The following is a 23,292-nucleotide window of genomic DNA, read 5'->3' on the forward strand; positions in this document are numbered from 1 at the left end:
GTCATTGTCATTAAGGGAGTGACCACATTATGGTAGATAAACGTCGTATAGGTATAATTGGTGGAACATTTAATCCCATTCATTTAGGTCATCTAATGATTGCAGAGGTGGCTTGTGAAAGCTTTAATTTAGAAAAGGTTATCTTTGTACCTGCTCGTATTCCACCACATAAGCAACATGATGTGATTGATAGTCATCATCGCTATGCTATGACGGCGGCCGCAGTTTCGGATAATCCAAATTTTGAAATTTCTGATGTAGAGATGCGCCGAGAAGGCCCTTCGTATACCGTTGATACGATTCAATATTTTAAAAAACTATATGGTCCTACTGTTGAATTTTACTTTATTGCAGGGACTGATACTATTCGTGCATTACCGACTTGGAAATTTATAGATGAACTTATAGATGAGGTTCATTTTATTGGAGCTACTAGGCCAGATGGATCAAGTGCTATTGATTCTACTTTGGATGAGTTAGGATCTAAAGCACGTGAAAAAATACATGTTATGGAAGTGCCTGAAATGAAATTGTCTGCTACGTATTTACGAGAGCGCTTACGGTCTGGAAAGACCGTTCGTTATATGTTGCCTAAATGTGTAGTGGATTATATAGAAGAAAACCATATATATGGGAAGGAATAAATGATGTTATCGTTTGATGAAATACAACATAGGGTAAGCCAATGGATGGGGAAAAAACGTTTTAAGCATACTCTAGGTGTTGTTGAATCCGCAACTCAGTTGGCTAAACTTTATAATGTTGATGTAGAAAAAGCACGATTAGCGGCATTGCTACATGATTGTGCTAAAGAAATGCCTTTGAAAGAGATGCAAGATTTGGTGAAGGAGAATAATTACAAAGCTGATGAAGAATTATTAGCCAATGGTAATCTTTTACATGGATTAGCAGGTATGATTCGAGCTAAACTTGAGTTCTCTATAACCGATTCAGAGATTTTAGAAGCTATTCGTGTTCATACAACTGGTAAGGTGGGAATGTCTAAATTAGATAAAGTTATATTCTTAGCAGATTATATTGAACCCAATCGTGATTTTCCAGGTGTTGATGAACTTCGAAATGTGGCTAAAAAAGATCTAAATAAGGCTGTATTGCTTGGTTTTGACAATACTATTAACCACCTTATTGAGCAACATCTTTCAATTTATCCTTTGACCATTCTTGGTCGTAATGATGTATTAAAATCTTGTAAATAATGGAGTTTTTATATGGACGAACGTGAACGTGCAAGAGCTCGCCGACGTAGAAAAAGACGTCAACAAAAGCCATCTGTGAAGTGGCCTAGAGTTATTTTGGCTATTGTTGTAGTTTTCACTTTGCTCGGTGGGATAGGGTATGGCATATATAGTGGTGTATCTTATGCATATAGAGCAATTGTAGGAACTACTGAAGCTACTGAAGCCGTGACAGATAGTGGAAATAAACAGGACGCAAATACTGTATCAGTAGAGCAAAAAGGCTTAGATAAACCTTTATATATTTTGGTTATCGGCACTGATGACAATAATCCTAGTCAAGGTGATAGTCTATTCCTATTATCTGTAAACCTTGATCAAAAAACGATGGACGTTATCGGCATTCCAAGTAATAGTAAAATCGATAATCGTGATCAAACCGATGCGACTATGTTAAATAGTATTTATGAAAAAGGAGGCATTGAACTTACTAAAGCTGTTATTGAGGATATGTTCCATATTTCAATCCCGTACTATGTAGTAGTTAATCAAACTGCCTTCAAGAAAACTAATGATGTGTTAGGAAATCAGCAAATTTATGTAGAACAACTGATGGAACATATTGATGCAGAAGGCAATATAGATATTGATTTGCGACGTGGTTACCAAACTTTAGATAGTAATAATGCCTTAGCGTATTTACGATATTCAGATCCTAAACACGATACCTTTACTCGTGTGCAACGACAAGAAAGATTCCTAAAATTGTGGGTGGAACAAGAACATAATGCATTTTTCTTAACAAATGCATGGCATATTTGGCGTATTTGGGATCATTATGATAGTAATATTTCTACTTTAGATGCTATTAAGTTGGTATACAATGCGAGCAAAATTAATAAGGAAGAAATTCATTTCTATATTCTTCCTGGAGAAAAAGAGCTTATAGGTGAAACGACTTATTGGAAGGTAAACCCTACGGAAGCTCAACGTTTAGTAGGGATAACAATGGGTAATTTGCCAGCTAATGAAATGACACAATTTATATCTGCACCAACTAATAGTACGTCGAAGGTTGCACCTGAATCAGAACATAATGGTGGCACTATTACAAAGCCAACAGAACCTGGTGAGGAGAGCGGTAGTAAGCGATAAGATAAGAGGCTAAATAATGAAAAAGAAAGAAGATATTAAACAAATCGTATTAGAGCTTGCACAAGCTGCATTTGATAAAAAGGGGAGAGATATTGAGATTCTTGATTTAGAAGGAATTTCTATGTTAGGCGACTATTTCTTAATTGTTAGTGCAAATAATAGTAAGCAATCTCAAAGTATTGCTGATGAAATGGAAGATAAAGCAGCCGAATTAGGTATAACAGTACAGCATAGAGAAGGTTATCGTGAAGGTGAATGGATCTTATTGGATTTTGGCGATATAATTTGTCATGTCTTTGGTGGTGATGAATTGCGTGAATTCTACAGTCTAGAAGAATTGTGGAATGATGCTGGTCGAGTTCCATTTGAAGGAGTATAATATGGCTACAGAATTGTTGGAAAATACAATTGCCACATTAAAAGTGTTGCGTACTAGTGATCAAGGTGCTTTTTTAGATGGTCAAACTGGCAATACTAATGATGATATATTGCTTCATAAAGATCAACAAATTGCTCCTGTGGCTATCGGAGATGAAGTCGAGGTTTTTTTATATCGAGATCCAAAAGGTCGTTTAACTGCCTCTATGCGTCTACCAGCCATGAAGGTTGGCCAAATTGGTTATGTTGAGGTTATCAATACTACAAATTTTGGTTGTTTTGTTGAGGTAGGTACAGAACGTGGTATCTTTATGCCTCATGCGGAGATGCGTGGTAGACCTCAGGTAGGTGAAAAAGTATGGGTTCGTCTATATACTGATAAATCCGGTCGTTTGGCGGTATCCATGGATGTAGATGATGAAATGCGTCGTGCTTCTAAAGCTGCAACAGAAGCTATGGTAGGACAACTTGTAAAGGGGGCAATCTATAATTTAACTAGTGAGGGGGCTTTTTTTATTACCCCTGAGCGTTGGATTGCCTTTTTGCATCGTTCCGAAATGACGAGAAAGTTAAAAGTAGGGGAAATGATTGAAGGCCGTATTACTTTCAAACGTGATGATGGTCGCGTTAATGTCTCTATGCGTCCTACAAAGGAAAAGGCTCTTGTTTCAGATGGAGATATTATCATGGGGTACCTGTTAAATCGTGGGGGTAAGATGCCTTATAGTGATGAATCTTCTGCTATGTTGATTAAAGATAAATTTAACATTAGCAAATCTGCCTTCAAACGTGCTTTGGGGCATTTAATGAAAGAGAAAAAGATTGTTCAAGAGGAGGGGTGGACATTACTTACCGACATAGGTCGGCAGTGGACACCGCCTGCTAATAATGAGTCCCAAGATGAGGAATAAAGTCAATGAAAATAGTCATTGTAGGTGCTGGTAAGGTTGGTTATTCATTAGCACAACGACTTATTCAAGATGATCATGATGTATATGTCATCGACCGTTCTCCAGAACGCATTCATAATCTTGAAAATACGTTAGATGTTAGTCTAGTTCTAGGGAATGGCAGTGATGTTCAATTATTGAATGAAATCGATATGTCTGATGTTGGTATGTTTATTGCTGTTACTGATTCAGATGAGGTTAATATGCTATCCTGTTCGGTAGCAAAAATAAAAGGTGTTCCTACGACTATTGCACGCGTTCGCGATAATAGTGTGGCGGAACATATGGATGAGGAGATACGAGCTCAATTAGGTGTTGATCTCTTCATCAATCCTGAAATGGTTACAGCTCAAGAGTTATTACGAATTTTAGAAACACCATCAGCTATAGATGTTGAGGAGTTCGGACAGGGTGCTGTGCGCCTTATGGAATTCAAATTGAATAATGAATTTCCTCTATTAGGACAGCCATTAAAAGAGATTCGCTTTCCTGAAGGTGTTCTGTTAGTTGGTATTTTACGCTATGGTGAAATGATTATTCCTCATGGTGAAAGTCGATTACAGGCTGATGATAGTGTATTTTTCCTAGGTTTGAAAGAGTCCGTTTCTGAAGTGGAGAACCTTTGGTTCCATAATTATAATACATTCTATAAACGGGCTGTCATTATTGGGGCAGGTCTCTTAGGTCGGAACTTAACTGTATTACTAGAAAAAGCTGGTTTTTCTGTGAAGGTTATTGAAAAAGACTTTGACCGTTGTGAGAACCTGGCAAATCAAGTGGATAAAGCTATGGTTATCAATGGAGATGGCACTGATTTTGATTTGCTTGAAGCTGAGGAAATTGCTGATAGTGATGTAATTATTGCTCTAACTGATGACGATAAACTTAATTTACTAGTAGCACTCGTAGGTAAGCATATGGGCATCCCAAAAACCGTTGTTCGTGTGGGACGGCCAGAATATATTATGCTGATGGAGCAAGTAGGTATTGACGTTGTATTTTCTCCACGTTTATTAACAGCAAGTCAAATTTTGCGCTTTGTACGAAGTGGAGAAGGGGTTGTATCTATTTCCACCTTTGAAGGTGGTAAAGCCGAATCTATCGAAATTGAAATTACCAATGAATCGCCTGTGGCAGGTAAACAATTGAAAGATATACGTTTACCTGGGAAGGCCTTAGTAGGTGTAATTTTACGGGAAAATGAAGCTATCGTACCTCGTGGTAATACTCAAATTTTAGATGGTGATCATATCGTTCTCTTTACATTACCTGAATCGGTAAGCAAATTGCTTAAATATCTTACTTAGTAAGGAGGGGCTATGCGAATTCAAATCGTTATGTCCTTAGTGGGTCGACTACTCTATATATTTGGGGTTTTTACTTTAATCCCTTTTATATACAGTGTTGTATTTGAAACTGCATATTGGTCATTCCTTATAACTACAAGCCTTTCTTTAGTTTTGGGGACGCTTTTATCTTATTACGGTTGTGAAAGTCAAAGCTTTAGTATTCGTGATGGGTTCTTAGTTGTATCCTCTACTTGGATATTCACGGTTATTTTGGGGGCTTTACCTTTTTTGGGGAGTGGCATATTGACTAATGTTTTTGATGCTTTATTTGAAGCCACTTCGGGTATTACTGCAACTGGTGCAACTATTATTTATAGTGTTGATGCGTTACCAAACACATTTGTATTGTGGCGTGGTCTTATGCACTGGGTTGGAGGGATGGGGATCATCGTCCTTATCTTATCATTTTTAAAGAATTTAGGAGCAGATGCAGCACATTTCTTTAATGCAGAGGCATCTGTACCAAAGCCTGGCGTTGTAATGCCACGTATTCAATCAATGGCCACCAAGCTTTGGCAGTTGTATATTGCCTTTACTGCTCTTTGCTTTCTTATGCTGTGGGCTGGCGGCATTGAACCTTTTGATGCGTTAAACTATGCCTTTTCTATTATTGCCACAGGTGGATTTGCACCGACATCAGCAGGGGCTTTTATTTATGAACAAAGTAATTATATTTGTTTCGTATTTATATTCTTTATGTTTCTTGCTGGTGGCAATTTCTCTGTGTATTACAATGCACTTCAAAAAGGAATTCGCGTTTTAATTAATGATTTTGAAACACGTATGTACTGGCTTGTAGTGTTTATTGGTATTGCCATTGTATCAATATCTCTAGCATTACAATCTAGCTATTCTAGTCCTTTAGAGATTGTTAGAAATGCTGCCTTTAATTTAGTTTCGCTTCAAACTGGTAGTGGTTTTGCTATTAGTGATTATGATTTGTGGCCTGCTGCAGCACAGATGATGTTATTTATTTGTACATTTTTTGGTGGTTGTAGTGGTTCTACAACGGGCGGTGTAAAAATTATACGACTTATTATTTTGATTAAGAGTTCTATAATTTATCTGCGAAAATCAATTCATCCTGATATGGTTCAAGTAGTACGTATTAATGGCAAACCGATGCCTACTAAATGGATCCAGATGACACATCAATTTTTATTTTTATATTTAATGATTTATGTGATATCTGTTTTTCTAATGACTTGTACTGGTCTTAATACATATGATTCTATGCAAGTGGTTACGGCCTTTCTTAGCAATGTAGGACTAGGGTTTGGTGGCTTTGGTCCTACTGATTCCTTTAATGTTATGCCGGATACTGCTAAATGTATTGCTATTGTAGACATGTTACTAGGTCGTTTGGAGTTATTTACGATTTTAGTTATGCTTCACCCTCAGTTTTGGGAAGGGTATTTTATTAAAAAAGAGGTTCCTAAACGATATCGTATTCTATAGGAGGGCGGGAACTATATGGAAGTTATAAAACGTCCTCTAGGGCTTTATAAAGCAAATTGTTATGTGCTTATCAAAGAGGGAAAATCTATAATTATTGATCCGGGCTTTCATTGTAACCATATTATTGATATGGTTGCAGATTCTGAACCCATAGCAGTTTTATTGACACATGGTCATTGTGATCATGTGTCAGCCTTGGATGAAGTGTGTACACATTATAATATTCCCGCTTATTTACATCCTTTAGATCAAGAGTTGTTACAGTTAATTCGACGGAGACCAAGTGTATATAAGAAAAAAATGTATACACATTGTAATGATTTAGTAGAGGGGCAATTAAATTTAGATCCTTTTGATATATTAGTTCATCATACACCTGGGCATAGTGCGGGATCGGTTTGTTTAGAAATTGAAGGGTATCTATTTACTGGTGATACCTTATTTAAGCAAAATGTGGGAAATACAGATAATTATAAAAGTGATCCAGCTGATTTGATTAAGAGTTTGAAATATCTTTTAACTTTGTCCAAGGATTTGATTGTTGAGCCAGGACATAGGGAATCTACCATATTAAAAAATGAGGAAGAATTTATTAAAAATATTGTAGTATAGTGTTGACAAAAGTCCTGATAACCGATATACTAAGCAAGTACTTTGGTTACGGCCCCGTGGTGTAGCGGTTAACATGTCGCCCTGTCACGGCGAAGATCGTCAGTTCAAATCTGATCGGGGTCGCCATTTATGCCTCGGTAGCTCAGTTGGTAGAGCAACGGACTGAAAATCCGTGTGTCGACAGTTCGATTCTGTCCTGAGGCACCATTTATATGCGGGAATAGCTCAGCGGTAGAGCACCGCCTTGCCAAGGCGGGGGTCGCGAGTTCGAATCTCGTTTCCCGCTCCAATTTTATATGGCGGCATAGCCAAGCGGTAAGGCAGAGGTCTGCAAAACCTTTATTCCCCAGTTCGATTCTGGGTGCCGCCTCCACAATCGTTACCCATGCCGGGGTGGCGGAACAGGCAGACGCAACGGACTTAAAATCCGTCGGTTGGAAACAACCGTACCGGTTCGATTCCGGTCCTCGGCACCAATTAAGACTAACTTATGGTTAGTCTTTTTTCTTATATACAATTAAAACGATTTGTGAAAATTATTACTATAAGTTACGTATAAATATATAAGAGATAGATAAATCTATGAATAAGAAACCTAAGTTATTAATTAGTGAATGCCTATTTGGTGTACCTTGTCGATATGATGGCAAAGACAATTATATAGAAACGATAGAGGCTCTAAAGGAATATTATGAATTAGTACCTGTATGTCCGGAAGTGTTAGGGGGACTTAGTACGCCTCGTGATCCTGCGGAGCGGCAGGGTGAACGTATATGTACTGTTAATGGAGCTGATGTTACCGATGAGTTTGTAAGAGGTGCTCAATTAACAGTTGATATTGCACTAAAATATGGTTGCAAGCAAGCTTTGATGAAGGCGAAAAGTCCTAGCTGTGGATATAAGCGCATTTATGATGGAACTTTTACTAGAACAATGAAAAATGGCCATGGATGTACTGTAGAGGCTCTACTTGAAAAGAATATAACAATTTATACTGAAAATGATATAGAGCTTTTACTTGCAAAAAAAAAGAGATGAGTTTAACTCATCTCTTTTTGATTATATCAAGTTATTTTACTAGTAAAATAACTCAATATAATAGAAAAATAATGGCTACAATATTAATTAAAGACTACTTGTTTGCATTAACAGGATCATTTGCTAATGGTTGTTCACCAAGTAATGTAGTTAAGTTATGTAGATTAAATCGATATTGAGCATTACTAAAATCTCGTGTTGCATCATATCGTTGACTTGGAGCATGCATGAGACCAACTAATGTATCGTATAGCAAATCATTAGTAAAGAATTGATGCTCGTGTTTTGCAAGTACCTCAGCAGTCTGTGGATAGGTTGAGCGATATTGTGGAGATAGGTATACCCAGAATGGAATATGTGTCATAACAAAATCAAATGTATCAGGGTTATGCGATTTGTCTAAACTTTCACCGTGATCGGAGAAATACACCATGGCTTGTAAGTTTAATTTGTCTTTGCCATAATTGTAAATTTGTTGTAATAACCAGTCTGTGTATAATTGGCTGTTAGCATATGCTTCTTGACCATCAGGATACGGACCTTGTTTCCACTTGCTAAATTCATGAGGGTAACGGTCATTGTAATAAATATGACTACCCATAATATGTATAACGATAAAGTTGTTTTTGGTAGGATCTACAGTTTCTAATAATGGCAATAGAGCTTCATCATATCGATCTGAGAATGCATAAGATTCATGGGCCCATTTTGTTGTGTCTGCAGTCTTAGCCATTAATGAAATAGCTGTATCATATTCACCGAATACACCTTGATTGCTAAACCAAGAAGTCGTGTATCCCGCTTTTTTAGCAATATCTAAGATATTGGCTGAATCAAGAAATGGTTTATCATCATATTGATTTCGTTCAGATAGTGCACGCTCCAAGGTTGGTACTGTTTGTACGTACGATGAATAGGCATTATCAAAGAAGACAAAGTCTTTATTGTCCGAACGCATATTGCCTTGCCATGGAGTATCGTCATATGGGAAGTTTGGATTATATACTTTCATATAATCTCGAGAACTAGATTCTCCAATGACTAGAATAATAGTACCAGGTGTTTTGTTCACCGCTGTTTCCTTTGTGTCTAAATTAAAGGAATCAAATACTAAGTGGTGATTATCATTATATTGTTGCATTTGTTTTACATAATCGCCTGCAGCAATCCAGTTCGCCACAATACAGGTTTGTGGGAACAAAAAGAATGGTACATATACTAAAAAAGCTACAAGGGATGCGATAAGCATAGCTGAGCGCATAGGGCGTGTAGTATTTAAGTTTACTACTGCTTTCATCCCTAAGTTAGACCAGTACAATAAATAAGTCCATAAGATAAGACCAATACTTATTGTTATAAGACCAGGTATTCCAGCTGCATTCTTTAAAAAACCAAATGCTTCTTCTGGATTGGTCATATATACGGCTAGCAGACTGGCTGGCGTTAAGCAATGCCAAGTAGTCATGTAATAGCCAATTTGTAAGAATGGTATTAAGCTCAAGATCATGGAAATGATAGCCATGATTAAGGATGTTGTTTTATGGAAGCGATTTGTTTGGTTCAGTAAAAACTGAATGCCTGATAATCCCATGAAAATTAATAAGCCAAATAAAAAATCATTAGCAAATTCATAGAAGTATAATGGCTTCACATAGGACCAATGGAATAAAAGAGGAAAGGTAAGTGCCCATAAGATTCCGACTAGGCCATACCCTAAAAAAGGCCTGTGGAAAACCGTACACCCCATAAAATATTGAAATAAAAAGGTACCTACAATTGTTGGTACAGCTAAAATCGTAATATCCTCTACATCAAGCCCTAAGGTTATGGGCTCATAAATTAAAAATAAGATGATATATAAAACAATACCTATAATACCAAAGCGAAAAATTGGATTTCGCCCAATTTGCCTCACACTCGATGACATAATAAATCCTCTCTAAAAGGAATACACAATAACGTATCTTTTTTTAATATAAAATAATTACAATAATAAAGATAGCAGATGAGTGTAAAAAAAACAATTATTTGAAAGTACTACTATAAATGCTTTATAATTATATAGTTAAAAACATTTTTTCTGAGGATTGGGTTTTATGGGAGATTATAACTACAAGTTGGACGTTTTTGAAGGTCCCCTTGATCTGCTCTTGCATCTCATTGAAAAACATAAAATAGAAATTACCGATATTCCTATCGTTGAAATAACGAGTCAATACTTGGCATATCTAGACAATTGGAACCATTTTGATATTCATTATAGTAGTGAATTTCTTGTTATGGCATCTACCTTATTACAGATTAAATCACGCATGTTATTACCTAAGGCTGAACCTGAGCCTGATGAAGCAGAGGATCCACGTGACGAGTTGGTAGCAAAATTAGTAGAATTTAAGAAAATTAAGGATATTACATCTCTATTAATGGAGCGTACCGCTGTATCTGCGAATATATTTAGTCGTCCTGAAGAAACGAGTGTGCTTGGATTAGATAGTGTATATAATTTGGAACTTTCACAGTTATATCAAATTTTTTATCAAACTATAAAACGGGCTAAAGAGTTACCAGAAGAAGAGACAATTCGTGAGGTAAAGGTTGAAAAGGATACGTATAGTTTAGAGGACATGATTATATCCTTGTCTAGTCGTATACATCGTGGCGAATGTCTATATTTTAGGGAGTTATTAGTAGCAATTGATACGAAAAGTGGTATGGTAACTATCTTTATGGCTGTTTTAGAATTATTAAAACAACAAGTTATGGAAATGCGCTATGAAGATGATGATATTATATTCACTGCTACCTTAGAGAGGGCCGTGTAGAAAGGGGGCCATATGAGCTTACCAACGATGCATTTAGAAGCCGTTTTGTTTTCATCGGCAAAGCCTATATCGATAGATATGTTAGCAGAAGTGTTTGGGCTTTCCACAGAGGCGACACAAAAATATATAGAAGAATTACAACGAGAACTAGAAGAACAGAATCGAGGTATTCGAATACGTATATCTGGAGCTGGTGTTGAATTAGTAAGCGCTGTTGAATGTGCTGATTATGTTGGGCATATTCGTAAAAGAGAAGATAAATTATCTAATGCGGCTATGGAAACATTAGCTGTTATCGCCTATAAGCAGCCTATTACAAAGGCTGAAATCGAAGAGGTGCGCGGTGTAAATAGCGATAAAATTATAAAACAATTATTAACTCGATCTCTTATAGCTGAATTAGGTCATAAGGATACTGTAGGTAGACCGATTCTATATGGCACGACTGATGAATTTTTGAGAAGTGCTGGTGTAGAATCGATAGAAGCCTTACATCAAGAAGTTTCGGAAACAGAAGGATAGCATGGAACGATTACAAAAATATATTGCCAGTTGTGGTATTGCATCACGGCGTAAGGCAGAAGAACTAATTACAGAAGGTAAAGTACAGGTCAATGGTCGCAAGGTAACCGAATTAGGGGTCAAAATTAATCCACAAAAAGATAAGGTTAAGGTTAATGGCCAATTATTGGCTCAAGAGAAACCAGTATATTATTTGTTAAATAAACCAAAGGGTGTCATTACATCTGTGTCTGACCCTCAAGGTCGAGAAACAGTTTTAGATTATATAAAAAATGAAACGAAACGAATTTACCCTATTGGTCGTCTCGATTTATATACAGAAGGTTTGTTACTGCTTACGAATGATGGAGAGTTGGCACAAAATCTAACGCACCCATCTAAAGGCGTGGAAAAGACTTATGAAGTTCGCATCAAAGGTCGTGTTCGCGATGATGATTTACAAATTATTGCAAATGGTGTAGAGCTTGAAGATGGTATAACTGCACCTGCGACAATTGTAGATTTAGGTTTTGATGATCATAATGGTGTACATGAAGTAGAAATTACAATTCATGAAGGTCGTAATCGTCAAGTTCGTCGTATGTTTGAACACTTTGGCTATCGTATTCATAATTTAAAACGTATTGCGTATGCTGGTCTTACTTTAGGTGGTGTGAAACGAGGCGCTTCTCGTCAACTAACAATTCGTGAAGTAAAAGCGCTAAAAGCATTGGGGACAGATAAGGCATGAAGCAAATCATAGTCATTGGCGGTGGTGCGGCAGGTCTAATGGCAGCTGTTATAGCAGGCCGTGAAGGAGCACGCGTCATCTTATTGGAAAAAATGAATATGGTTGGCAAGAAAATGGGCATTACCGGTAAAGGTCGCTGTAATATTACGAATAGTGCAGATATGACCGAATTTATAAAAAATACGCCTGGTAATGGTAAGTTCTTGTACGGTGCCTATGAACGCTTTAGTAATGAAGATCTTCTGGACCTTTTGCATAGCTGGGGGTTAAAAACTAAAGTAGAACGTGGGGGACGAGTGTTTCCTGAATCCGATTCTGCATTAGAAGTTCGCAATATCTTTATGAAAATCCTAAAAAAGTATAATGTTCAAGTTCATTTAAATGAACCTGTTACATCGATTACTGTACAGGAAAATCGTGTAGTTGGTGTTACAACGGATAAGGAACAATATGCTTGTGATGCTGCTATTATTTGTACTGGTGGTGCATCTTATCCATTGACAGGCTCTACTGGTGATGGTTACGTTTTAGCCGAAAAAGTGGGACATACTATTACTGATATTCGTCCATCCTTGGTTCCTATCGTTACAAACGAAACGTGGGTAAAGGAAATTATGGGGCTTAGTCTTCGTAATGTTGAGGTTTCCGTAATTTCTAAAAGTAAGGTACAAGCAAAACAATTTGGGGAAATGATGTTTACTCATTTTGGTCTTACGGGGCCTACAATTTTATCATTAAGTCACACGGTAGGTAAGTTGCTTCGTAAGAAAAATCCTCAAGTTACCATTGAAATTAATCTTAAACCTGCTTTAACTGCAGAAGTATTGGATAAGCGCTTGCAAAAGGATTTTGATTTATACTCTAAAAAACAATTGTCTAATGGGATGAAGGATTTACTACCTGTTAATCTTATTCCCATTGTTATAAAGCTTGCTGAGTTAAATCCGGCTAAACCAATTAATCAAATTACAAAGGAAGAGCGTTTGCGCTTATGCCATGTATTGCAACATATGACAGTAACTGTTAAGGAATTACGACCTGTAGCGGAAGCTATTGTTACAGCAGGTGGTATTTCATTAAAAGAATTTAATCCTAAAACTATGGAGTCTAAATTGATTGGTGGTTTATATGGTGCTGGTGAAGTACTAGACATAGATGCTTTTACAGGAGGCTATAATTTACAAGCTGCCTTTTCCACAGGCTATGTGGCGGCTATGCATGCCGTACACGGTGATAAAGAATAGAGGTTATTATGAACACTAAAAAAATTGCCATTGCTATTGATGGTCCTGCTGGGGCTGGTAAAAGTAGCATTTCTAAAGTAGTGGCCAATGAATTAGGGTATTTATATATCGATACAGGTTCCATGTATCGCGGTGTTACATGGGCAGTTCTTGATAGTCAAATCGATGTTAAGGATCAAGCTGCTGTAGAAGCTTTATTACCTTCTTTAAATTTGACTTTAGAGCCTACTGCAACAGCATGCAAGGTCTATATTAAAGGGAAAGATGTTACATCATTAATTCGCCAGCAGCAAATTAATGATAATGTATCGACTATAGCTTCTTATAAAGGGGTTCGACAATATTTGGTAGAACGCCAACAAGAGATGGCCGCCGTTGGGGGAGTTATATTAGATGGACGTGATATCGGTTCTGTCGTATTACCTAATGCAGAGCTAAAAATTTATTTAACCGCTTCTGTAGATGCGCGTGCAAAACGTAGATGGTTAGAAGTACAAGGTACATCAAACGAGCAAACACTAGATGAAATTAAAAAGAATGTTGTTAGTCGTGATGAAATGGATAAAAATCGTGAAGAGTCTCCACTTGTATGCGTTGAAGATGCAGTAGTTGTAGACTCTAGTAATATGAATTTCGATGAAACTGTGGCATATATATTGAATTTAGTACAGGAGACAATCAATCATGAATAAATTTTCTACCTGGTTATGGCGTACCGCTTTTTGGCTTCGCTATAAGGTAGGGTATGGGTTGAAAGTATATGGTCGCGATAATTTTCCAATGGAAGGGCCTGTTATCGTGGTGCCTAATCATTTAAGTAATAACGATCCCCCTATCTGCGGCTATGCTTTGCCTAGACATGTACACTTTATGGCTAAACAAGAATTATTTGTGAATCCCATTTCACGTTTTTTTTGTACATGGCTTGGTGCATTTCCGTTAAATCGCGGTGCTATTGATAAAGTTGCTATTCGTCATGCCATGGGACTACTTAAAGACAATAAGGTTTTAGGCATATTTGCAGAAGGAAACCGTCAAAAAAGTGGTAAACTTGGTAGATTCCATGATGGTGCAGCATCAATTGCTCTTAGAACAGGTGTTAGCATAGTGCCTGTTGCTATCATTGGCTCTCACAATATGGAACGTAATAAAGTGGCTTGTATTATTGGTAAACCAATCCCAGTTGAAAAAGCTAAAGCGACTCCAGAAGCAATTCAAAAAGTAAATGATAGTGTTAAAAGTGAAATCCAACGAATGATAGATTCTTATCATAACAATTGTATAGAGGAGACTTTATGGAAATAATTTTGGCTGAAAACCATGGTTTTTGCTATGGTGTAAAACGGGCTGTCGAAATGGCAAATGAAGCTGCAAATAGCGATGGTAAAAGCTATACATTAGGACCTATTATTCACAATCCTCAAGTTGTAGGTCGTCTTGAAGATAAAGGGGTAAGCCCTGTTCAAGAAGTGTCTGATATCGCTGAAGGCACAATGATTATTCGCTCTCATGGTGTAGGACCTGCTATTTATGAAGAGGCAGAAGAAAAAGGATTACATGTTGTGGATGCCACATGTCCACATGTAAAAAAGGCACAGCAAGATGCAAAGTCTGTTATAGATGAAGGTATGACTTTGGTGATTTTGGGAGAAAAAAACCATCCTGAGGTCAAAAGCATTAATTTATGGGCAAATAACGAAGGAATAATCATCGAAGATGAAGAATCCGCTCAAAAACTACAAGTTGTGGAAAAAATGGGCGTTGTTGTACAAACAACCTTTTCACAATTCAAATTTAACAGTATAATAGACATATTAGAGAAAAAATCTAAGAATCTTAAGGTTTTCAAAACGATATGCAATGCAACGCAAGAACGACAGAATTCTGCCGTTGATTTAGCACGTAATGTAGATCTTATGATAGTGATAGGCGGTAAGAACAGCGGCAACACAAACCGATTGGCAGAGGTTTGTCGTGACGTTGGATGTACAACGTATCACATTGAAACTTCTACTGAATTACAACTGGAATGGTTTAACCGAGTACAGACGGTAGGAGTAACAGCAGGAGCATCGACTCCCGACTGGATTATTAAGGAGGTCATTGAGACAATGAAAGATTTTGCAGAATTATTAGCAGCCGAAGGTCAAGAAGAATTTAAGAAAGGGAACGTTGTAGAAGGTACAGTAGTTCAAGTCGAAGATGAACGAGCTTATGTATCTTTTGGCTACAAAACTGAAGCCATTTTGAACAGAACTGAAATTTCTTATCCAGCACCAGAATCTGCCAAAGATGTGTTAAAAAATGGTGATGAAATTAAAGCAGTTATCATGAATCACATCAAAGAAGATAATCCTATTTATCTTTCCATGACTCGCTTGGCTAAAGATGAAGATTGGCAATATGTTATCGAAGCACAAGAAAAAGATGAAGCTATCGTATGTAAAGGTATTGATGCTATCCCAGCAGGTTTAGTAGTAACAGTTAAATCTCTTCGTGGTTTTATTCCATTGTCCCAAGGTGATGTTCATTTCGTGAAATCCTTGGACAACTTGGTTGGTACAGAATTTGAAGCTAAAGTACTTGAAATCGATGAAAAGAAAAACCGTTTGGTTCTTTCTCGTCGTGCAGTATTGGAAGTGGAACGTCAAGCTAAATTAGCTGAAGCATTGAAAAATATCAACGTTGGCGAAAACTATAAAGGTATCGTTCGTAAAATTATGCCTTATGGTGCATTCGTAGATATCGGCGGTATTGAAGGTTTACTTCACATTTCCGATATTTCTTGGCAAAAAATCAAAAAAGTGGAAGATGTTCTTTCCGTTGGCCAAGAAATCGAAGTTAAATTACAATCTTTCGACGCTGAAAGCAATAAATTATCCTTGTCCTTAAAAGCTTTATCTAAGAGCCCATGGGACGTTGCTGAAGAAACATTGCATGTTGGCGATGTTATTAAAGGCAAAGTTGTTCGTTTAGTAGCTTACGGTGCATTCATAGCTGTTAATGACGACATCCAAGGTTTACTTCACATTTCCCAAATTACAAAACAACGTAATGCGAAAGTTGAAGATTACTTGAACCGTGGTCAAGAAGTTGAAGTTAAAATCATTTCTCTTAACAAAGATGAAAAGAAATTGGGTTTGGCTTTGACTGAGTTGATGGAATCAAAAGAAACTGCAGAAGACGCTGAATAATTCATTGTCTAATAAAAGGCTAGCCAAGGTTTCCTTGGTTAGCCTTTTTGCGTACTTTACTTAGAATATGATAAAATATAGTAATGTATTAGATTAGATAATGAGGTGAAACTATGGCAAAACCATTAGTGGCTGTTGTAGGCCGTCCAAATGTAGGTAAATCTACACTTTTTAATGCCATTGTTAATAAACGTATCTCTATCGTTGAAGATATTCCGGGGGTAACAAGGGACCGTATTTACTTCGATGCAGAGTGGTTAAATCGTGAGTTTACAATGATCGATACTGGTGGTATCGAGTTCATTACTGAAAATAGTCATGTTATTCCTAAGATGATGCGATTACAAGCTGAATTAGCTATTGAAGAAGCGGATGTAATTTTATTTGTCGTCGATGGTAAACAAGGTATTGTACCTGCTGATGAAGAAGTTGCAAATATTCTTAGAGCTAGTGGAAAACCTATTGTACTCGTAGTTAATAAGATTGATAGTGTAAATCAAGAGCCGAATATTTATGAATTCTACAATCTTGGTTTGGGAGACCCCATTGGCATTTCCGCTAAAAATCTTATGAATTTAGGTGATTTGCTGGATGATACTGTTAAACATTTTCCACCAGTTGGCACTAATGTAGATGATGAAGATACTATTCATGTTGCCGTTATTGGTCGTCCAAATGTAGGTAAATCTTCTTTGACTAATGCATTATTAGGACAAGATCGTGTAATTGTATCTGATGTAGCAGGTACTACTCGAGACTCCATTGATACGTATTGGACTCATGAGGGCCAAAAATTTGTACTTATTGATACGGCGGGAATGCGTCGTAAGTCTAAAATCGAAGAAGCCGTTGAACGATATAGTATTGTCCGATCTTTGCGATCAGTAGATCGTGCTGATATTGTAGTTCTTGTACTAGATGCTCAAGATGGTGTTACAGAACAAGATAAAAAAATTGCAGGTTATGCTTACGAAGCGGGTAAAGGCGTAGTCATTGTTGTGAATAAATGGGATCTTGTTGAAAAAGATGACAAAACAACATTGCGATTTACTGAAGATATTTATGATGAATTAGGTTTTTTACAGTTTGCACCTATCCTGTTTGCTTCTGCTTTAACTAAGCAACGTATTCACCGTTTAGCTGATATGTTGAAGTTTGTATCTGAACAACAATACCGCCGTGTATCTACTGGGACGTTAAATCAATTATTACAAGATGCACAAACCGTAAATCCTGTACCATCTCGCAATGGTAGAATTCCAAAAATCTATTATATGACTCAAGCTAGTGTTAAGCCGCCTACATTTATTTTATTTGTAAATGAACCAGAGCTAATTCACTTCTCTTATATGCGTTTCTTAGAGAATCGATTGCGTGAGTCCTTTGGTTTTGAAGGAACTCCGATTCGTTTAGTATTACGTGGCAAGAAACGGGATGATGAAGACTAATGGATATTATGATTATTGTATATGCTGTATTATCATATCTTATCGGATCAATTCCTAGTGGATTAATTATAGGTAAGCTTTTCTTTAATACAGACGTACGACAATATGGCTCTAAAAATATTGGCGCTACTAATACATATCGAGTTATCGGACTTAAAGCAGCCTTACCTGTATTTTTATGTGATGCTTTAAAAGGGGCAGCAGGAGTTGTGCTACTCTCACCTTATGGGCCTATGTTTATGATCTTAGGTGGTATTCTTGGGATGATGGGACATAACTGGTCTGTTTTCCTGGGGTTTAAGGGTGGTCGTGGTGTTGCCACGGGTTTAGGTGTTCTTGTTGCACTTTCTCCAATAGTAGCATTGATTTGCTTTTTGGTATGGGGTGTTATCGTATACTTCACTAAACTTGTATCTTTAGGCTCTATCATTGCCGCTGCATTAGTACCAGTACTGATGTATTTTACTGGAGAATCCTTCTGGTTTGTTGGCTTTGGCGGGTTAGCAGCTTTGTTTGTCATTGTACGTCACTGGGATAATATTAAGCGTCTACTTGCTGGAAACGAGTTAAAAGTAGAGCGTATTAAAAAGGATTAAAGAATGAATGTTGTTGTTATCGGCTCTGGTAGTTGGGGGACGGCCCTTGCTATTAAATCCGTTTTAGCTAGAAATACTACAACTATATATTGTCGTCGTCCAGAATTTGCGGATAAACTTGCAAAAGACTTAGAGAATAAAGACTATTTACCAGGTGTAAAACTTCCAGAAGAATTACAATATAGTTCTGATTTAGAGGCTTGTATTAGTAATGCTGAAGTGGTATTAATGGTTACTCCTTCTGTACATGTACGTACCAGTTTAGAGGCTATTAAACCGTATGCTCATAAAAATCAAGCCTATATTCTATGTTCAAAAGGTGTAGAACGAAGCAGTGGGAAACTTTTGACGACTGTGATGAAAGAGGTTTTTGCTACCATAGGGTGTAATTTAGCGGTTTTGTCTGGACCTAATCATGCAGAAGAGATTGGGCGTAATTTGCCTGCTGCCTCTGTGTTGAGTACAGAGAATCTAGAAGTGGCTACAACATTGCAAAAGGCATTATGTAGTCAAAACTTTAGAATTTATGCAAATACTGATATGATTGGTGTTGAACTAGCAGGAGCCACGAAAAACATCATTGCCCTTGCAGCGGGTATTGCAGATGGTTTAGCTTTAGGGGATAATTGTAAGGCTTTACTATTAACACGTGGTCTTCATGAGATGACTCGCTTTGGGGTGGCCTTAGGGGCCCAAAAAGAAACTTATGCTGGTCTTGCTGGTATGGGGGATTTGATTGCTACTTGTATGAGCCCACATGGTCGTAATCGTGCGGCTGGTCAAAAACTAGCCGAGGGTAAGACGATGGATTTTATTGTTAATCATACTAATATGGTTGTAGAAGGATTTTTCGCAACAGAAATTATTTATAAAATGGCTTGTAAACATCAAATTGAAATGCCTATAACAAAGGCTTTATATGAGGTTTTATATGAAAAAAAATCTCCATCCATAGCATTAGCTGAGTTGATGGGGCGTGATATTAAAATTGAAGTATCATAAATAAAAGATACTTTTAATTTGGTTATTTATATACTATAATTAATGAGTATAATCTTGTGAGGGTTGTATGCGAATTATTGGCGGAACTGCTAAGGGACATGTCATAAAAGCACCTAAAGGGTTAGATACTAGACCTACACTTGATCGTGTTCGTGAAAGTGTATTTAATGTATTAGCAAATAGAGGTATATTTGGTTCTGATGTACTAGATATATTTTCTGGCACTGGTGCAGTAGCAATTGAAGCCTTAAGTCGTGGTGCAGCACATGCAGTAGCAGTGGACTTTAAAACGGGAAAACTAATTTTAGAGAATGCTAAACATTGTCGTGTGGATGATCGGTTAGAAATTATTCCGAGGAAACTTTCACAATTAAAAAATTATATGGTAGGGCGACAGTTCGATTATATATTTTCTGACCCGCCATATGAAAATGGATTTATACAAGATACCATAGATTTGGTTGTAAACTATGATTTGTTAAAACCTGAAGGTGTTTTATTATTAGAACATCATAAGGATGAGGTTTTTACCTTACCAGAATTATGGGAATGTATAAAAGAACAGAAATTTGGTTATACGGTAGTTTCCTATTTTGTAAAGACAGCCGAAAGGAGCTAAACCTGTGCGTATAGGTGTATGTCCGGGTAGTTTTGACCCAGTTACTAATGGACATGTTGATATTTTTGAACGGGGCAGCCGATTGGTTGATAAATTAATCATTGCTGTCAGCTCAAATCCGAATAAAAATTCCTTATTTTCTATGGAAGAACGGGTTGAGATGATTCGAAATTCTGTCAAACATATTCCTAATGTTGAAATTGATTGTACAGGTGGCTTGCTCAATGAGTATGTTAAATCCAAGAATGCTACTATTATTATTCGAGGATTACGTGCATTGAGCGACTTTGAATATGAATTTCAGCGCGCATTATTTGCAAAATATTTGGATGATGACATTGAAACAGTATTTATTATGACAAATAACAAATACTCTTTTGTCAGCTCCACGGGTATTCGTGAACTAGCTAAATTTGGTGGTAAGCTAGATGGTCTTGTTCCGGATGATGTTAAGGAAAAACTTGAAGAACGCTTTAATACGGTCCATAATAAATAGGGGTGAATTGTATGAAAACAGAAAAATTATTAGAAGATTTAGAGGTTCTTATTGAATCTAGCAGCCGTATTCCTATGACTACAAAACGTATGGTTGAGGAAGACGAAATTATGCGTATTATTGATTCTATTCAGGAATCCTTACCTTTGGAACTTGAAGAATCTCGTCGTATTGTAGCAGATAAAGATAAAGTGTTAGCTGATGCTCAACGTCAGGCTGAAACTTTGATCGATCAAGCTAAAGACTACATTGCTAAATTGACAGCTGAAAGTGAACTTGTAAAACAAGCTCAAGAACAAGCTAATCAAATTATTAATGCAGCAAATCAATCCTCTGATGAGCTGAAAGCTAGCTCTATTCAATATGCTGGTGATGTTCTTAAATATGTTGAAAACAACTTGGAGAAAACATTGGAAAGCTTGCGTCAAAATCGTGAAAGTTTGAAACAAACTGAACAACGTACAGAAGAAAACCAATAGTTTAAACAAAGGCTAGATATCATATTATATCTAGCCTCTTTTTATATTTTAATTCCATAGAAAACTTAAGATAAGTAATATCAAATTTCAGATCAATATGTAAAAAATAATGTGAGCAAAATAATAAGCCAAAAATAAAAGCGAAGGGATACCTTCGCTTTTATCATTCTCTATAGTTTTCTGGTTTTTTAGGCTCCACAATCATAGTTTGATGGGTATTAAAAATAACAAATCCCAAAGGAGATCCAGGTGGCTTTTTGATATTTTTAATGTATGTATAATCTACCGGGACCTTACTAGTATCACGAGCTTTACTAAAGTAGGCTGCATATTGTGCTACTTTAGATAAAATCATATCGTCTGGCTCAATATTGAGTCTCAAAATAAGGTGGGAACCTTGGATATCTTGTGTATGGAACCAAATGTCAGTTGGCTTTGCAAATCGGTGTGTTAAATATTCGTTTTGCTGATTGTTACGACCGATGAATATTTCACCTTCATCAATTGTTAAGTGAATGTAGTTAGATTTACCTAGTTTGTAAGATAATGGTTTTTTTGATTTTTTTATAATGCCTGCATCCATACATTCTTTGCGTATTTCTTCTAAGCTTTCACGAGTAGTGGCTAAGGAGATACTGTATAGAATAGATTGTAAGTATGCTAGTTTTGTGGTACTTGCATTGAGTTGGTACTCGCCGCTAACCATACGATTTTTTAGTTTTGTATAAAGCTTATAGTACCATTGTGCATTTTCCACAATTGTTAAGTTTGGCTTTAAAGGAATAGTTAAGATTTCATTTTCTTCGGAAAGAAGATTTTGCAATTCAATAGACGGTTCGTATTGCACTTGAAGGTGTGCATTTATCATTAAAAGATCACCATATAATTTATAGGTTTCCATTTTCTTAGTATCTTCTAATTCATCTTTAATCTTTTGATGGCGACCTTCTTCCTTTTTGATGGCTGCTATTAAGATTTTTTCTAACTCTTTATCAGCTGTATGAATTGCTTTTGTGTTATGAATGGATTCTTCTAAGGCTTCAGAAATAGTGTTGTATTCTTTTAATACCTTATAGTTATGTAATAAAATGCTTGCGTAAGCCTTTTTATTGTTATCGTTGATTAAAGTAAATAAACCATTGCTATTTTCAAGCTTTTCTTTGAGGTGATACAAAGATTTAGTAAACATATCTAATTGGAAAGTATCTAAATCTGTTATGATTTCTTCACCATTCAGCTTGGAAATATATAAAACTTCATCCAATAAAGGCTTGCCAAAGCCGTTAAAGATAGATCGAATAGATTGCTGTACGGAACCATTACCAAAAGAGGTGAGTAGATTTTTGATTTCATCACAATCAAAGTCCATTAAGCTTACGCGATTAGCATTTGGCGGTAGTTCATATCGTAATTTAGGACTAATAGAACGTTCACGGTTCATAAGTGGAGAGACGTGAATTAAAGATTCTAAAATAACATCGTCTTGTACAAAAATACAGTTGGAATATTTGCCCATTAATTCAACATAAATGTAGGTACTCGTAATGGAACCATCCATTTCCAATTTATCCGTTTGGATGCACATGATTCGGTCGCCATTGATTTGTTCCACCTTTACAATGCGGCTACCTTCAATATGCTTTCGTAAGAACATACAAAGTGAGCTTGGTTCTTTTGGTAAATCTTGCAGTGGTTGACTAAGATACATTGCTGGTGTAGCACCTACGGTAATGATCAAGTTTTGGTCTTCGTTGAGTGCTCGAATTTTAAATAATAATGTAGTTTTATCTATTTGATATAGTTTTTGTATTTGACCTGTTTGTAATCGCTCGTTTATTTCTTTAGCGAGTACAGACATGGTAAGTCCGTCTAAATTCATAGTACTCCTTTCAAATATATTTAGAAGTATAGTTTAGTATACCATAGTGTACATATAATTCTTAGTATTTAAACACGGATTGTGTAATTCGTGGTACAATAATAAAAACTACTAAGGAGGATGAC

At 36.6% G+C, this 23,292-nt stretch carries 24 protein-coding genes and 5 tRNA genes; 27 read left to right on the top strand and 2 right to left on the bottom strand.

What is annotated here, in order from left to right:
* The first annotated feature begins 29 nt into the window (after positions 1–29).
* The 14 genes from nadD to KH286_RS01115 all read left to right on the top strand — a co-directional run bounded on the left by nadD (position 30) and on the right by KH286_RS01115 (position 8,136).
* Positions 30–644 carry a nicotinate-nucleotide adenylyltransferase gene (nadD, locus tag KH286_RS01050; RefSeq protein WP_004693184.1) on the top strand — a complete coding sequence of 205 codons (615 nt, stop codon included), beginning with the start codon at positions 30–32 and terminating at the stop codon, positions 642–644.
* A gap of 3 nt (positions 645–647) precedes the next feature.
* Complete coding sequence (gene yqeK / locus KH286_RS01055) at positions 648–1,217, top strand: bis(5'-nucleosyl)-tetraphosphatase (symmetrical) YqeK (RefSeq protein WP_004693186.1); 570 nt, start codon at positions 648–650, stop codon at positions 1,215–1,217.
* 12 nt (positions 1,218–1,229) lie between these two features.
* The gene (locus tag KH286_RS01060; protein WP_278617525.1) at positions 1,230–2,351 is read left to right on the top strand and encodes an LCP family protein; all 1,122 of its coding nucleotides are present in this window, start codon (positions 1,230–1,232) and stop codon (positions 2,349–2,351) included.
* A gap of 16 nt (positions 2,352–2,367) precedes the next feature.
* Positions 2,368–2,730 carry a ribosome silencing factor gene (gene rsfS / locus KH286_RS01065; protein ID WP_021148083.1) on the top strand — a complete coding sequence of 121 codons (363 nt, stop codon included), beginning with the start codon at positions 2,368–2,370 and terminating at the stop codon, positions 2,728–2,730.
* 1 nt (position 2,731) lies between these two features.
* The gene (locus KH286_RS01070; RefSeq protein ID WP_024061794.1) at positions 2,732–3,640 is read left to right on the top strand and encodes a CvfB family protein; all 909 of its coding nucleotides are present in this window, start codon (positions 2,732–2,734) and stop codon (positions 3,638–3,640) included.
* 5 nt (positions 3,641–3,645) lie between these two features.
* A complete protein-coding gene (trkA, locus tag KH286_RS01075; protein ID WP_008713810.1) occupies positions 3,646–4,986 on the top strand; it encodes a Trk system potassium transporter TrkA in 1,341 nt (446 codons plus the stop codon).
* 12 nt (positions 4,987–4,998) lie between these two features.
* Entirely contained in the window at positions 4,999–6,486 is a 1,488-nt protein-coding gene (locus KH286_RS01080) for a TrkH family potassium uptake protein (RefSeq protein ID WP_120054740.1), read from the top strand.
* A gap of 15 nt (positions 6,487–6,501) precedes the next feature.
* Complete coding sequence (locus KH286_RS01085) at positions 6,502–7,098, top strand: MBL fold metallo-hydrolase (RefSeq protein WP_021148086.1); 597 nt, start codon at positions 6,502–6,504, stop codon at positions 7,096–7,098.
* Between the two features lie 50 nt (positions 7,099–7,148).
* Positions 7,149–7,224, top strand: a tRNA-Asp gene (locus tag KH286_RS01090).
* A 5-nt stretch (positions 7,225–7,229) separates the two neighbouring features.
* Positions 7,230–7,305: transfer RNA gene (locus KH286_RS01095), tRNA-Phe, on the top strand.
* Between the two features lie 7 nt (positions 7,306–7,312).
* Positions 7,313–7,387: transfer RNA gene (locus tag KH286_RS01100), tRNA-Gly, on the top strand.
* Between the two features lie 9 nt (positions 7,388–7,396).
* Positions 7,397–7,471, top strand: a tRNA-Cys gene (locus KH286_RS01105).
* A 14-nt stretch (positions 7,472–7,485) separates the two neighbouring features.
* Positions 7,486–7,574: transfer RNA gene (locus tag KH286_RS01110), tRNA-Leu, on the top strand.
* A gap of 106 nt (positions 7,575–7,680) precedes the next feature.
* Complete coding sequence (locus KH286_RS01115) at positions 7,681–8,136, top strand: DUF523 domain-containing protein (RefSeq protein WP_120054741.1); 456 nt, start codon at positions 7,681–7,683, stop codon at positions 8,134–8,136.
* A 94-nt stretch (positions 8,137–8,230) separates the two neighbouring features.
* Here the strand turns inward: KH286_RS01115 and KH286_RS01120 are convergent, their stop codons facing one another.
* Positions 8,231–10,063, bottom strand: coding sequence for a phosphoethanolamine transferase (locus tag KH286_RS01120; protein WP_024061797.1), 1,833 nt, complete (start codon positions 10,061–10,063; stop codon positions 8,231–8,233).
* A gap of 169 nt (positions 10,064–10,232) precedes the next feature.
* Here KH286_RS01120 and KH286_RS01125 point away from each other — a divergent pair, with 169 nt between their 5' ends.
* The 13 genes from KH286_RS01125 (at position 10,233) to KH286_RS01185 (ending at position 21,288) form a co-directional block, all read left to right on the top strand.
* Positions 10,233–10,958 carry a segregation and condensation protein A gene (locus tag KH286_RS01125; protein ID WP_024061798.1) on the top strand — a complete coding sequence of 242 codons (726 nt, stop codon included), beginning with the start codon at positions 10,233–10,235 and terminating at the stop codon, positions 10,956–10,958.
* A gap of 12 nt (positions 10,959–10,970) precedes the next feature.
* Positions 10,971–11,480, top strand: coding sequence for an SMC-Scp complex subunit ScpB (gene scpB / locus KH286_RS01130; RefSeq protein ID WP_004693207.1), 510 nt, complete (start codon positions 10,971–10,973; stop codon positions 11,478–11,480).
* 1 nt (position 11,481) lies between these two features.
* Entirely contained in the window at positions 11,482–12,210 is a 729-nt protein-coding gene (locus KH286_RS01135; protein ID WP_004697430.1) for a pseudouridine synthase, read from the top strand.
* The gene (locus KH286_RS01140; RefSeq protein ID WP_024061799.1) at positions 12,207–13,454 is read left to right on the top strand and encodes an NAD(P)/FAD-dependent oxidoreductase; all 1,248 of its coding nucleotides are present in this window, start codon (positions 12,207–12,209) and stop codon (positions 13,452–13,454) included. The genes KH286_RS01135 and KH286_RS01140 overlap by 4 nt, the downstream gene beginning before the upstream one ends.
* A gap of 8 nt (positions 13,455–13,462) precedes the next feature.
* On the top strand, positions 13,463–14,146 hold the full coding sequence (gene cmk / locus KH286_RS01145; protein WP_004693214.1) for a (d)CMP kinase: 684 nt from the start codon (positions 13,463–13,465) through the stop codon (positions 14,144–14,146).
* Entirely contained in the window at positions 14,139–14,759 is a 621-nt protein-coding gene (locus tag KH286_RS01150) for a lysophospholipid acyltransferase family protein (protein ID WP_008600814.1), read from the top strand. Before cmk ends, KH286_RS01150 begins: the two co-directional genes overlap by 8 nt.
* Positions 14,750–16,648, top strand: coding sequence for a bifunctional 4-hydroxy-3-methylbut-2-enyl diphosphate reductase/30S ribosomal protein S1 (locus tag KH286_RS01155; RefSeq protein WP_278617526.1), 1,899 nt, complete (start codon positions 14,750–14,752; stop codon positions 16,646–16,648). Before KH286_RS01150 ends, KH286_RS01155 begins: the two co-directional genes overlap by 10 nt.
* Before the next feature lie 113 nt (positions 16,649–16,761).
* Positions 16,762–18,096 carry a ribosome biogenesis GTPase Der gene (gene der, locus KH286_RS01160; RefSeq protein ID WP_101928232.1) on the top strand — a complete coding sequence of 445 codons (1,335 nt, stop codon included), beginning with the start codon at positions 16,762–16,764 and terminating at the stop codon, positions 18,094–18,096.
* Positions 18,096–18,692, top strand: a complete 597-nt coding sequence (gene plsY / locus KH286_RS01165; protein ID WP_101928233.1) for a glycerol-3-phosphate 1-O-acyltransferase PlsY — start codon at positions 18,096–18,098, stop codon at positions 18,690–18,692. Before der ends, plsY begins: the two co-directional genes overlap by 1 nt.
* Before the next feature lie 3 nt (positions 18,693–18,695).
* Positions 18,696–19,694: an NAD(P)H-dependent glycerol-3-phosphate dehydrogenase gene (locus KH286_RS01170; protein WP_278471497.1), complete on the top strand. Its 999-nt coding sequence runs from the start codon at positions 18,696–18,698 to the stop codon at positions 19,692–19,694.
* Positions 19,695–19,761: 67 nt separating this feature from the next.
* Positions 19,762–20,313 (top strand): 16S rRNA (guanine(966)-N(2))-methyltransferase RsmD, encoded by a 552-nt coding sequence (gene rsmD, locus KH286_RS01175; RefSeq protein ID WP_278471499.1) that lies wholly within the window; start codon positions 19,762–19,764, stop codon positions 20,311–20,313.
* Positions 20,314–20,317: 4 nt separating this feature from the next.
* Positions 20,318–20,809 carry a pantetheine-phosphate adenylyltransferase gene (coaD, locus tag KH286_RS01180; RefSeq protein WP_004693226.1) on the top strand — a complete coding sequence of 164 codons (492 nt, stop codon included), beginning with the start codon at positions 20,318–20,320 and terminating at the stop codon, positions 20,807–20,809.
* 11 nt (positions 20,810–20,820) lie between these two features.
* Entirely contained in the window at positions 20,821–21,288 is a 468-nt protein-coding gene (locus tag KH286_RS01185; protein WP_004693228.1) for a hypothetical protein, read from the top strand.
* A gap of 163 nt (positions 21,289–21,451) precedes the next feature.
* On the opposite strand, the gene KH286_RS01190 is transcribed toward KH286_RS01185, so the two are convergent.
* A complete protein-coding gene (locus KH286_RS01190) occupies positions 21,452–23,167 on the bottom strand; it encodes an Rqc2 family fibronectin-binding protein (RefSeq protein ID WP_278471501.1) in 1,716 nt (571 codons plus the stop codon).
* Between the last annotated feature and the right edge of the window lie 125 nt (positions 23,168–23,292).

This window comes from Veillonella parvula (assembly GCF_018378075.1).
Lineage (GTDB): Bacteria > Bacillota > Negativicutes > Veillonellales > Veillonellaceae > Veillonella > Veillonella parvula_K.